At 45.0% G+C, this 12,336-nt stretch carries 11 protein-coding genes; 3 read left to right on the top strand and 8 right to left on the bottom strand.

Annotated elements, in window-relative coordinates:
* Positions 1–14: 14 nt before the first annotated feature.
* The 6 genes from dnaK to H7844_05035 form a co-directional block, all read right to left on the bottom strand.
* Positions 15–1,961 carry a molecular chaperone DnaK gene (gene dnaK / locus H7844_05010; protein ID MEO5356641.1) on the bottom strand — a complete coding sequence of 649 codons (1,947 nt, stop codon included), beginning with the start codon at positions 1,959–1,961 and terminating at the stop codon, positions 15–17.
* Positions 1,954–2,604, bottom strand: a complete 651-nt coding sequence (gene grpE, locus H7844_05015) for a nucleotide exchange factor GrpE (GenBank protein ID MEO5356642.1) — start codon at positions 2,602–2,604, stop codon at positions 1,954–1,956. The genes dnaK and grpE overlap by 8 nt, the downstream gene beginning before the upstream one ends.
* Positions 2,605–2,614: 10 nt before the next feature.
* Positions 2,615–3,634 carry a heat-inducible transcriptional repressor HrcA gene (hrcA, locus tag H7844_05020; protein ID MEO5356643.1) on the bottom strand — a complete coding sequence of 340 codons (1,020 nt, stop codon included), beginning with the start codon at positions 3,632–3,634 and terminating at the stop codon, positions 2,615–2,617.
* Between the two features lie 183 nt (positions 3,635–3,817).
* Positions 3,818–5,464 carry a chaperonin GroEL gene (gene groL / locus H7844_05025; GenBank protein ID MEO5356644.1) on the bottom strand — a complete coding sequence of 549 codons (1,647 nt, stop codon included), beginning with the start codon at positions 5,462–5,464 and terminating at the stop codon, positions 3,818–3,820.
* A gap of 15 nt (positions 5,465–5,479) precedes the next feature.
* Positions 5,480–5,740, bottom strand: coding sequence for a co-chaperone GroES (locus H7844_05030; GenBank protein MEO5356645.1), 261 nt, complete (start codon positions 5,738–5,740; stop codon positions 5,480–5,482).
* A 215-nt stretch (positions 5,741–5,955) separates the two neighbouring features.
* A complete protein-coding gene (locus tag H7844_05035; protein ID MEO5356646.1) occupies positions 5,956–6,621 on the bottom strand; it encodes a hypothetical protein in 666 nt (221 codons plus the stop codon).
* 317 nt (positions 6,622–6,938) lie between these two features.
* On the opposite strand from H7844_05035, the gene H7844_05040 reads away from it, so the two are divergent.
* The 3 genes from H7844_05040 to H7844_05050 are packed head-to-tail and all read left to right on the top strand — an operon-like array spanning position 6,939 to position 10,025.
* The gene (locus tag H7844_05040; GenBank protein MEO5356647.1) at positions 6,939–8,099 is read left to right on the top strand and encodes an efflux RND transporter periplasmic adaptor subunit; all 1,161 of its coding nucleotides are present in this window, start codon (positions 6,939–6,941) and stop codon (positions 8,097–8,099) included.
* A gap of 3 nt (positions 8,100–8,102) precedes the next feature.
* Complete coding sequence (locus tag H7844_05045; GenBank protein ID MEO5356648.1) at positions 8,103–8,789, top strand: ABC transporter ATP-binding protein; 687 nt, start codon at positions 8,103–8,105, stop codon at positions 8,787–8,789.
* A gap of 6 nt (positions 8,790–8,795) precedes the next feature.
* Positions 8,796–10,025, top strand: coding sequence for an ABC transporter permease (locus H7844_05050; GenBank protein ID MEO5356649.1), 1,230 nt, complete (start codon positions 8,796–8,798; stop codon positions 10,023–10,025).
* A 28-nt stretch (positions 10,026–10,053) separates the two neighbouring features.
* Here the strand turns inward: H7844_05050 and H7844_05055 are convergent, their stop codons facing one another.
* Positions 10,054–11,172, bottom strand: coding sequence for a glycosyltransferase (locus tag H7844_05055; GenBank protein MEO5356650.1), 1,119 nt, complete (start codon positions 11,170–11,172; stop codon positions 10,054–10,056).
* Between the two features lie 4 nt (positions 11,173–11,176).
* A complete protein-coding gene (locus tag H7844_05060) occupies positions 11,177–12,328 on the bottom strand; it encodes a glycosyltransferase family 4 protein (GenBank protein ID MEO5356651.1) in 1,152 nt (383 codons plus the stop codon).
* Positions 12,329–12,336 lie beyond the last annotated feature (8 nt).

The raw sequence follows: 12,336 nt of genomic DNA on the forward strand, positions 1-12,336 counted from the left end.
TGTTTATCCATTCTTTATTTAGTTTTATCTTTGTCTTTTTTATCCACATCCTCAAACTCAGCCTCTACAAAGTCCTCTTCAGGCTTTGCCCCTCCGTGTTGCTGTTGGCCGCCATGCTGGTGTTGGCCATCATGTTGTTCACCGCCCTGTGCCCCCGCATTTTTATACAAATGCTCGGCTAACTTGTGTGATGCTGTTTGCAGTGCCTCCACCGCAGCCTTTAACTCCTTAGGATCATCAGAGGTGTCCTTTAAATCATTAACCCGCTTCAGTGCGTTTTCTATATCCGTCTTCTCATTCTCTGCAAGCTTATCCCCGTGTTCTTTTAACGATTTCTCAACAGAGTATGACAGCGAGTCGGCTTCATTTTTTGTCTCCGCCAATTCCCTTTTCCTCTTGTCTTCAGCCGAGTGGGCGTCGGCATCACGGACCATCTTCTTTATGTCGTCCTCGGAAAGTCCGCTTGAGGCTGTTATCTTAATAGACTGCTCCTTGCCTGTACCCAGGTCTTTGGCTGAGACGTGGAGTATGCCGTTTGCGTCTATGTCAAAAGTGACCTCTATCTGAGGAATCCCTCTGGGGGCAGGTGGTATGCCTACAAGTTCAAAATTCCCCAAAAGTTTATTATCTGCGGCCATCTCACGCTCGCCCTGAAATACCTTAATAGTAACAGCCGGCTGGTTGTCCGATGCAGTTGAAAACACCTGACTCTTTTTTGACGGTATAGTCGTATTTCTTTCTATCAACTTTGTAAATATACCACCCAGAGTTTCAATTCCCAGTGAAAGAGGAGTAACATCCAAAAGTAAAACCTCTTTAACCTCACCCTTAAGCACCGCCGCCTGAATTGCCGCTCCAACCGCCACCACCTCATCGGGGTTAACCGTCCTGTTAGGTTCCTTGCCAAAAAACGACTGCACAGTGGATATCACCTTTGGTATTCTTGTTGAGCCGCCAACTAAAATTACCTCATTGACGTCTGAGGTGGACATCTGAGCATCTTTAAGGGCGTGCTTACAGGGCCCTACTGAGTTTATTATCAGTTCATCCGCCAACTGCTCAAATTTAGCCCTGGAGAGTTTTATCAGCATATGCTTAGGGCCTGTTGCATCCGCCGTTATAAAGGGCAGGTTGATTTCCGTTTCGGTTGCGCTTGAAAGCTCTATTTTAGCCTTTTCCGAGGCCTCTCTCAGTCTCTGAAGAGCCATTTTGTCGTTTTTTAAATCAATACCCTGGTCACGCTTAAACTCTTCCACCAGCCAGTCCATGACCTTCAGATCAAAATCATCCCCACCCAGGAATGTATCCCCGTTTGTGGACTTAACCTCTATAACTCCCTCTCCGATTTCAAGTATTGATATGTCGAAAGTACCGCCGCCCAGATCATAAACGGCTACTTTTTCCTCTTTTTTCTTATCTATTCCATATGCAAGAGAGGCTGCCGTCGGCTCATTTATAATTCTGAGAACATTCAAGCCGGCGATTTTCCCGGCATCCTTGGTAGCCTGCCGCTGACTGTCGTCAAAATACGCAGGCACTGTTATTACCGCATCTGTAACCTTCTCACCAAGGTAGTCCTCCGCCGCCTGTTTAAGCTTTTGCAGAATCATCGCCGATATCTCAGGCGGTGAATACCTCTTTCCCCGTATCTCAACATGGGCGTCCCCGTTAGGAGCATCCACTATTTTGTAGGGCAGTCTTTTTATTGCCTCCGTGACCTGCCTCGTTTGAAAACGCCTGCCCATGAGTCTTTTAACCGAATATATTGTATTTTCAGGGTTAGTGATCGCCTGTCGCTTTGCAATTTGTCCGACAAGCCGCTCTCCCTTATCTGTTATTGCCACTACTGACGGAGTTGTCCTGCCCCCCTCCTGATTGGGTATCACGACCGACTCCCCTCCCTGTACAACTGCAACGCATGAATTTGTTGTACCAAGGTCAATTCCAATTGCCTTAGCCATTGTTTCCCTCCTTTATCTCATTAAATTCTGTGGTTTCATTTGCAATTTCAGGGGTGCTGCTTTGCCTATTGTTTTTTTTCGATACCGACACCATTGAAGCCCTTAGCACTCTGTCTCTGTAAGTATAGCCTTTTCTGAATACATCTACAACGGTTTTATCATCAAGGTCGTCCCGGGGTACTTCAGTCATAGCATGATGGTATGCCGGATCAAAAGCCTTTCCGGCGGAGTGTATCTCTACAAGGCCGTACTTGCCCAGAATTTTTTTTAACTCCTTTAATGTCAGATCAACACCCTGAACCAGCGGGTTTGACATATCACTTACATGTGAGAGGGCAGCCTCGAGATTGTCAATTACGTTAAGCAGATCGGAAACCATAGGCTCTGCTCCGTACTTATATAACTCATCTTTTTCCTTCTGAACTCTTTTTCTATAATTATCAAACTCAGCATGAAGCCTGATATACTTATCCTTCAGCTCAGCATTGTCAAGACGGAGTTTTTCCATTTCTTCCTGCTCCGCCTTAGTGCCTGTCACAAGTTCAATTTCAGGCTCCTGTCCCTGCAATTGCTGTTTAGGTTTGGAGTTACCGGTTTTTATCCCGTCTTCCCCAACCGTTATATCAACAGTACCGTGTTCCAAAGACAACCTCCTATCTGTCCTCCAGCCGGCTTGAAAGGAACCGCGCTGAGGTCTCTATTATTGAAATAGCGCCGGCGTAGTCCATCCTCTGCGGGCCTATCAATCCGAGCACTCCTAAAGGCCTTCCCCTGTCACACACAGGTGAGGCCACAAGGCTCAGGTCTTTTTTATCCAGAAAAGGTTCAGACCCGATAAATACTTGCACACCGCCGCTTTCCGTTATTTTATCCAGAATCTCTATGATTCTCTCCTTGTCACTAATTGCATTGGAAAGTTCCTTAATTTTCCCTATATCGTCAAAATCCGGCAAATTAAAGAGTTCACCAAGGCCGGAGATAAAAACATCACGGTCAAACGAACTCAGATATTTGTTGAAAAAACCGAAGGCTTTTGAAATCAGAGTATCACGCTGCACTCTGTTGTCACAAACCTCTTTCCTCATGATTGCCTTAATTTCTCCAAGAGTATAGCCTTTAAACTCAGAGTTCAAAAGTGCTGCTATATTTTTTAGATCCCTCTGAGAGAGAGGTATTTCAAGCGCCGATACTTTGTGCTTTATAGTACCCTCATCAGTCATAAGCACAACGGCAACCATGTCGTTTCTGTAGTTTAAAAGCTCTATCCACCCAAGAATACTGTTTTCCATAGTTGTTTCCATGGCAACCACCATGTAGTGAGAATAGCTGGAGAGAATTTTGGACACCAAACCGAGAAAATCAGATAAATGTCCCCTTACCCCCATAACCCCATCACAAAGCAGTTTCAGCAGCTCAGCGTTGGAAGACACTCCAAAGCCCATAAGTTCCTCAACAAGCAGTCTGTAGCCCTTTCCTGTAGGCATTCTGCCTGCTGAGGTGTGCGGCTGGGACAGATACCCCAACTCCTCAAGATCACACATAGCGTTGCGTATAGTGGCCGAGGATATTCCCAGGCCAAAACGCTTGCTAATGTAGCGTGACCCCACCGGGGAGGCGCTGTCAACGTAGCTCTCAATTACTGCAAACAGTATTTTCTTTAGTCTATCTTCCAAAGCCCGTACTCCTCACATGCCGCCTGTAACCCGCAAAAATAAAAAAGGACACTTTTTTAAAACTGTAACAATTCTAAGCATACACTTTCAATCTTAAAAAAAGCCACCTTAAGCTGCCAGCGGGGAACTTTTTGTTCCCCGCTTAACCAAAACAGCCCTGTATTTTTTAAAGTATTAACTAGCTTAGTACATATCTCCCATGCCGCCCATGCCGGGGTGTCCGCCGCCGCCCATTGGCATCTTATCTTCCTTTTCGGGCAAATCGGTTATCATAACGGCAGTGGTAAGCATAAGTGACGCCACAGATGCTGCATTCTGAAGAGCACATCTTGTCACCTTGGTAGGGTCTATGATGCCCTCTTTCATCATATCACAGTACTTCTCGGCCTGTGCGTCAAATCCATAGTTGACGTCGCTGTTTTCCTTTACTTTCTCTATTATTGTTGCGCTCTCAAGGCCTGTGTTGAAGATTATCTGCCGCAGAGGTTCCTCAAGGCATTTCTTAATAATGTTGGCTCCGATTCTCTCATCTCCTGTAAGTGTGAGATCCTCAACGCTCTTGATGCATCTAATAAGGGCAACGCCGCCGCCCGGTACTATTCCCTCTTCCACAGCCGCTCTGGTTGCATGAAGAGCGTCCTCAACGCGTGCTTTCTTTTCCTTCATCTCAGTCTCGGTAGCCGCCCCGACATTAATTACGGCAACACCGCCCACTAACTTGGCAAGGCGCTCCTGGAGTTTCTCCTTGTCATAGTCCGATGTGGTATCCTCTATTTGTGCCTTTATCTGCTTCACTCTGCCCTGGATTTTCTTGGCATCTCCGGCACCCTCAACAATGGTTGTATTGTCTTTGTCAATGGTTATCTTGCGGGCCTTACCCAGGTCGGTTATTTTTACATTTTCGAGTTTCATCCCAAGGTCATCTGAGATAACCGTGCCGCCTGTAAGAATTGCGATGTCCTCAAGCATGGCCTTTCTGCGCTCGCCAAAGCCCGGGGCCTTTACGCCGGATACATGCAGGGTGCCGCGAAGTTTATTGACAACAAGAGTGGCAAGCGCCTCTCCCTCTATGTCCTCAGATATGATAAGCAGCGGTTTACCCATCTTTGCTATCTGCTCAAGAAGAGGAATCAGGTCTTTCATGCTCGATATTTTTTTGTCGTGCAGCAACATGAAGCAGTCCTCTAATATACACTCCATTCTCTCTGAGTCCGTTATAAAATAGGGTGAAATGTACCCTCTGTCAAACTGCATTCCCTCTACAAAGTCAAGGGAGGTGTTCATGCTCTTTGCCTCTTCAACGGTGATTACACCGTCTTTGCCTACCTTGTCCATGGCGCTTGCTATCAGATCGCCTATTGTTGAGTCGTTGTTGGCCGATATCGTTCCTACCTGAGCGATTTCCTTTTTGTCTGAAACCGCCTTGCTCATGCTCTTAAGCTTTGCCACAACTTCAATTACCGCTTTTTCGATACCTCTTTTTAAATCCATTGAGTTGGCGCCGGCTACCACATTTTTCATACCCTCTTTATAGACGGCGTGGGCAAGCACGGTGGCTGTTGTGGTGCCGTCTCCGGCTGTGTCGGAGGTTTTTGAGGCTACCTCTTTAAGAAGCTGGGCTCCCATGTTTTGGTATGGTTCTTTCAACTCTATTTCTTTTGCTACGGTTACGCCGTCTTTGGTTATGATGGGGGAACCGAATTTCTTATCCAATATGACATTTCTGCCCTTTGGTCCTAATGTTGCTTTAACGGCATTAGTCAATATGGTTATGCCCTCAAGCATCTCCCTTCTTGCCGTCTCATCAAAGGCTAATTGCTTTGCTCCCATTGTTGCTTATCCTCCTTATTCAATTATTCCTAAAATATCTTCTTCTTTGATAATCAGGTAATCCTTGCCGTCAATCTGAACCTTTGAGCCGGAATACTTATCAAAAAGCACCTCATCTCCTACCTTCACTTCTTTTGCCTCTGACCCTACGGCCTCTACCTTACCGCGCTGAGGCTTTTCCCTGGCAGTGTCGGGCACGTATAGACCACCGGCCGTCTTTTCCAGTTCGTCCTTGTAGCTGACAAATACACGCTCTTTAAGGGGTTTGAACTTCATACAGCACACTCCTTTCATAATAAGTTTATTTTTTTGTTTTTGTTAGCACTCACCATAGATGAGTGCTAATAGTTTTAATGTACTTTAACACAACTTATAAGTTTTGTCAAGATATTTTTTTATTTTTATTGGAAATAACTGCAGGGATAAAACAAACGGGACAGGGGTTTTTCACCCCTGTCCCGTTTGTTAAATATACTTATACGTTGGTTTACTTAGTAGCTTAAGACGTTTTTACCGCCTGAGGGGCCGGTTGAGCTGTCATCCGTGCAGGTATAACCACCGATAGGACGTTTGGGATTGGTCGTACCCTGGAAACATGACATTGCAATTTTCTGACAGTCTATGCTGCTGTCTGAGGTAAATGTAAGTGTGCCGCCGTAATAGATTTTTTCACTTTTACCGCTGTTGCTGCTGTTATCCTTTTCTCCCTTGTCGTTTTCTCCCTTGTCGTTGCCGCCTTTACCACTGCCTGTAGTATTGTCACTTGAGCTTGTGGTGTTGTCATTAGTTGTGGTAGAAGATAATCCAAGGTCTGTGGATAGATCAGCCGCCTTAGTGGTTCCTACATAGACATATTTGCCTGTGAATGAGATTAAGTTAGAGGAGCTTCCGCCAAAAGATACTGACGATGGAAATGCTATGGCTTTTCTTGTAGGTGTTGAGCCGGATGAGGCCTTCACCGTAAAGCTTGCCGAGGTCACGTTGTCTGTTGAGAGGTTTGACACTACACAGTAAGTTACATTGCTTGCATGAGTGTGTAAATAAGGCAGACTGTAATATACATTTCCGCCTGCAGCCGATACGTTACCTGTGTCTGTTACAACAATTAGTGACAGTACTGATAATATCACTGCAAAAGAAACTATTGCTCTTTTCATTGCTCTTCCTCCTGGTTGATTGTTTTTGTCTGTTACCATTTTTTTTATACCCCCTCTTTGTATTGTTATAAACTTATTTTTTAAAACCATTAAATCTATATTACACTTCAATTTAATTAATTTTTGTCATCAGGATGACATTTCTAAAAATATTTTAGCCTGTGTAAATGAAAAGCCGCCTCTGATAGTTTAAGTGTACCGGTAATCCGCATTAGATGTCAACTGTGCTATATCTGCTTTTGTAATAAATATGATAAGATTGATGTAGGTAAGCAGGTATAGACAAAAATGAATAAGCAAATTAAAAATATAATTTTGTGAAAAAACTTCTGATTGCCGCCATAATTTCGGTGATATTGATTGTTGCGGGCTATCTCTTTCTTAGCAGGAAAAATGATATACCCAAATACCGTACAGAGGAAATAGCAAGAGGCGAGATAGTGTCCGTCGTTACTGCAACCGGAGTAGTTAATCCCGTGACGACTGTTTTGGTGGGTACTCAGGTATCAGGCACTGTGAAAGAGATACTTGTTGATTTTAACTCAACTGTTACAAAAGGACAGTTGATTGCCCGTATAGACCCTGCTACTTTTATAGCACAAGTCAAACAGGCACAGGCCAACTTAAAGTTAGCTAAAGCAAATCTTCAAAAATCAAAAGCCTCCTTAACAGATGCAAAAACAGGCAGAGACAGAAGCAGGGAACTCTACAACAGAAAATTCATATCCCAAAGTGAAATGGACACATCTGAGACAAATTACCTGACCTCAGCAGCACAGGTGGATGCTTCCGCCGCCCAGGTGGAGCAGGCGGAGGCTGCCCTGGCACTGTCTGAAGCCAACCTGAAATATACCGATATATACTCCCCGGTTGACGGAATTGTTGTGGCAAAATCTGTGGATGTCGGGCAGACTGTAGCAGCAAGTTTTCAGACTCCCACGCTCTTTAGCATATCCAGGGATTTAACAAAAATGCAGATTGATACAAACGTGGTTGAAGCCGACATCGGCAAGACCACAGAGGGGCAGCAGGTTGAATTCACAGTGGATGCCTACCCTGAGACCACATTTAAGGGAGTTGTTACTCAGGTTAGAAACTCACCCATTACGGTATCAAATGTAGTTACCTATGATGTGGTTGTAAAGGTGGATAATCCTGAGTTTAAGTTAAAACCGGGTATGACGGCAAATGTAACAATCATAGTTAATAAAAAAACGGATGTTCTTAAAGTGCCAAACAGCGCACTGAGATTTCAGCCATACGGGCCGCCCGGAAAGAATGAACCGGCAGTTTGGATTTTAAAGGAAGGCAAACCACATCGTGCAGCCATTAAAAAAGGAGACAGCGACGGTAATTACACAGAGGTGATTTCTGATGCACTACAGCCCGGCATGGAAGTAATCACGGAGTCTAAAATCCCCAAAACTTCAAAACCGGCGGGGGGCAAACCCCAACCCCACGGCAGCAGGCTCTTTTGACGCATGTCTTTTATTGAAACTATAGATGTTACAAAAATTTACAGGATGGGGGATGTTGATGTTTGTGCCCTTGACGGGGTCTCTTTAACAATTAACAGGGGGGAATTCACCTTTCTTATGGGGCCCTCAGGGTCGGGGAAAACCACTGCTATGAACCTCCTTGGCTGTCTTGATAAGCCCACCTCCGGCAAGTATTTCTTAGACGGCGCAGACGTTGAAAACCTTAACAAAGACAGCCTTTCAAAGTTAAGAAATGAAAAAATCGGTTTTGTGTTTCAGGGGTTTAACTTATTACCCAGGACCTCAGCCCTTGAAAACGTGGAATTACCTATGCTTTACATGGGGCTGCCGCAAATGGAAAGAAGAGAGCGGGCAATGGCTGCCCTTAACCGTGTGGGACTCACCGGCAGAGAGCATCATCATCCTAACCAGCTCTCGGGCGGGCAGCAGCAGCGGGTTGCCATAGCCAGAGCTCTTGTAAACAACGCTCCGCTGATACTTGCCGATGAACCCACAGGAAATCTGGACACTAAGACCAGTGTAGAGGTGTTGGAGCTGTTTAAGGCACTTAATGAGGACTCCGGTATAACCATTATCATAGTAACCCATGAACCTGACATTGCCGCCTACGGGAAGCGTATTATAAGGTTTCTGGACGGTAAGATTTTAAGTGATGAACTCAGGGGCTAAAACACTATGATGAATCTGTCTTCAACAGTAAGGATTGCACTGAGAGCGCTCAGGGTCAACAAGATGCGCTCGGGGCTTACAATGCTGGGGATTGTAATCGGAGTGTGTGCCGTTGTTGTGATGATAGCTGTGGGCACGGGAGCCAGGGTTCAACTTGAGGAGCAAAACAGGGCAATGGGGAGCAACCAGCTTTTAATACTGCCCGGCTCAAGCACATCAGGCGGGGCAAGAATGGGTGGCTCCACATTAAACACTCTCACCCTTAGCGATGCCTGGGCCATAAGAAAAGACTGCTCTGCCGTGCAAAACGTAGCACCTGTGTACGGAGGTGTGGCCCAGGTGATTTTTAATAACCTCAACTGGTCAACCGCTATAACCGGTACGACCCCTGAGATGTTTGAAATAAGAGAATGGAGTATTATCTCAGGAAAATATTTTACAGCCCAGGATGTAAATGCTGCAACAAAGGTATGCCTTGTGGGACAGACCGTGGTTGAGAACCTCTTTGGCGGTATTGATCCTGTGGGGCAAACTATCAGAATAAAGAACCTTCCCTTCAGAGTAGTTGGAGTACTTCAGAGGAAGGGGCTGTCTCCGGTTGGGCAGGACCAGGACGATGCTGTATTTGTGCCTGTTACAACGGCACAGAAAAAACTATTCGGCACATCCCTTCCCGGTATGGTCAGAATGATTACCGTTAAAGCTGCCGGCCTGCAAGAAATCCCGGTTGCCGAGGGGCAAATTCGTGAACTTCTGAGGCAAAGGCATCATCTGAGAGGAAAGCAGGATGATGATTTTACGGTAAGAAACATTACTCAGATAATGCAGGCCGCCGAGGAATCCTCTAAGATGATGTCTGTCCTGCTTGGTTCAATAGCCTCGGTATCTCTGATGGTCGGAGGTATAGGAATTATGAATATAATGCTTGTTTCGGTAACGGAACGAACCCGTGAAATAGGGATACGTATGGCTGTGGGGGCGCAAGTGTGGGATATTCGTTTGCAGTTTATAACAGAGGCGATAGTACTTTCTTTAGTTGGCGGGATTACAGGGATTGTAACAGGTATAGCAGGAGCTCACATCCTTTCTTCTTTTGCCGGCTGGAAAACAATCATAACTTTGTACTCGCTGTTTATATCACTTGGATTTTCAGGCTTTATAGGGGTATTTTTCGGCTTCTATCCAGCCTATAAGGCGTCTCAGTTAAACCCTATTGATGCTTTAAGATATGAATGATACAAGGTGGTAATTATAATAGCCGATACTATATGCCAAGTAATTTCTCATAGAGCTTTATTGCAGCCTGAGCCATCTTTTCTCTTGTAAAGAAGTTAATAAACCGCTCTCTGCAATTGATGGAAAACCTGTTATACATTTCCATGCCGGTTAAAATTAATTTAATAGCGTTAGCAAGTTCGGCTGCTTTCCCGGGCTCTACGTTGATTCCAGTCACTCCGTGCTGGTTAACCCATCCAACGCCCGCCAGCTTTGTAGCAACCACCGGTTTCCCAAACGACATGGCCTCAACAATTACTATTCCAAATGCCTCGGAGCGTTCAACCGACGGCAGGCAAAACAAATCGCACGCCTCATAGTAGCTGCCCAGTTGCTCATCTGAAATGCGTCCGGGTAAGAACACCCTGCCGTCCAGTCCAAGTGATTTTATCATACTATTTAGTCGGTCTTTAAGAGGCCCCTCACCGCCTATTATCACAGCGTAACTGTCATCCAGCTCCATAGCGGCACGAATCAGGTGTTCATATCCTTTGTAATAAATCAACCTGCCAAGGCTGAAAATTATTTTCCTGCCATTATAGAGTTTCTTCAGGGCGGCAACTTTTTCACTATCTGCAGCCAGATGTCCTGTTGAGACCCCTATCGGGATAGTCACGGCTTTATGTTCATATGGGGTAAGGTGCCTGGAGCAGGTGATATAAGTAGGTGTTGTGGTGACAATGGCGTCAGCCCTTCTCATAAGCCGGTGCATAAGGGGTGCATAGAGTTTAAGAAGCAGCCGCTGTCTTACAATGTCACTGTGCCAGTGAAGAACTATTTTACTTTTTGGCCTTGCAAGCAGCACTGCTATGTTTGCCAGCGGGTCAGGGAAATGCACATGAATAATGTCATAGTTTTTGTTTATATCCATAAATTTTGTAATCAACTGCGGGGAGATAGATGTTGAGAGGATTTTACCGTAGGATTTTGTCCGTGTTACAGTATAGCCGTTGTAGTTTTCCTCTGAATAAACGGGATTGTCATTAGAACACAGGACATCACACCTGGGGCCTTCTTTGTTTATCCCCTCTGCAAGGTTATACATAACAACCTCTATCCCGCCGGGGGGCGACGGTGGATAGTATTTTCCAAATTGTAATACTTTCACACCATCAATACTCTTTAGCTTCTTTTGAACCGGCTAATTCCTTGAAAACCTTTACATGCTGCTCCGATACCCGCTCCCAGCTAAAGGATTCAGACCTCTTGAGTCCCTTTTTAACCATGCGCTCTCTTAATTTTTCATCAGACAGTATTTCTCTTAAACCCTCTGCAATGCTCTCTGTGCTAAGAGGGTCAACAAACCTGGCGCTGTCTTTGCATATCTCGGGCATACTTGCAACATTTGAACAGACCAGCGGAGAGCCGGATGACATCGCCTCTACAAGCGGAAATCCAAACCCTTCATAAAGGGACGGATGCACTGTAACTGAGGCAAGATTATAATAATACGGCAGCTCATCATCACTTACAACGCCTTTGAGCAAAACGCGGCTGCTTAGCCTTACATTTTTATTAACAGCCTTTAAAAACTCATCATCGCCGGTTCTCAAACCCTCAATTTGGCCGACTATAACAAGGCTGAAGTCTTTGAAGGAAGGTTCGCACAGGAGCATCTCAAAAGCCTGAAGAAGCCTCACCAGGTTTTTATGCGGTTTTACATTGCCGACATAGAGAATAAAATTCTCCGGCAGGTTTAACCTCTCACTGATCTTTCTAAGAGCAGTCTTGTCTTTGCACGGTTTAAACATCTCATGGTCAACGCCGTTATGGATGGTGACTATCTTGGATGGTGGTTGTTTTGTGTATTTAATTATTTCGGATTTTGAAAACTCCGACACTGTGATAATCCTGTCTGAAAGAGAAGCCGCCGTGTTTAACATTACCTTGGAATATAGCTTCTGTTTTACATTAAGCGTGTGAAAATATGCAAGCAGAAACATATCATGGATGGTGACAACACGTTTAACCGTTCTGAAAGGATAAATAGGCATATTAAAATGAGGCAGAAAAAACAGGTTACACTTAGGCGGCAGCAGATTAAGAATATTAAGCTGCTCACTCATACTAAACACTGCATCCGTGTAGTGAATTATCCGGTGTCCGTCAGTGTTTAGCAAAATATGGGCAATTTTCTCTCTGTCGCCGATGAAGGTAAATTTTATATCATTACAGTCGGAAATCGTTTTTAAAAGGCAGCGGACATACCTTCCAATTCCCGATGAACCGATTAACCGGACGTCTATGGCAATATTATAAGCCATAATAATAA

This window comes from Nitrospirae bacterium YQR-1, from assembly GCA_039908095.1.
Taxonomy (GTDB): Bacteria; Nitrospirota; Thermodesulfovibrionia; order Thermodesulfovibrionales; family Magnetobacteriaceae; genus Magnetomonas.

Coding starts and splice junctions, on each gene's coding strand:
- H7844_05050 (MEO5356649.1), top strand. CDS start 8,796: ATGATGAATCTGTCTTCAACAGTAAGGATTGCACTGAGAGCGCTCAGG.
- H7844_05045 (MEO5356648.1), top strand. CDS start 8,103: ATGTCTTTTATTGAAACTATAGATGTTACAAAAATTTACAGGATGGGG.
- dnaK (MEO5356641.1), bottom strand. CDS start 1,961: ATGGCTAAGGCAATTGGAATTGACCTTGGTACAACAAATTCATGCGTT.
- H7844_05030 (MEO5356645.1), bottom strand. CDS start 5,740: ATGAAGTTCAAACCCCTTAAAGAGCGTGTATTTGTCAGCTACAAGGAC.
- H7844_05035 (MEO5356646.1), bottom strand. CDS start 6,621: ATGAAAAGAGCAATAGTTTCTTTTGCAGTGATATTATCAGTACTGTCA.
- groL (MEO5356644.1), bottom strand. CDS start 5,464: ATGGGAGCAAAGCAATTAGCCTTTGATGAGACGGCAAGAAGGGAGATG.
- H7844_05060 (MEO5356651.1), bottom strand. CDS start 12,328: ATGGCTTATAATATTGCCATAGACGTCCGGTTAATCGGTTCATCGGGA.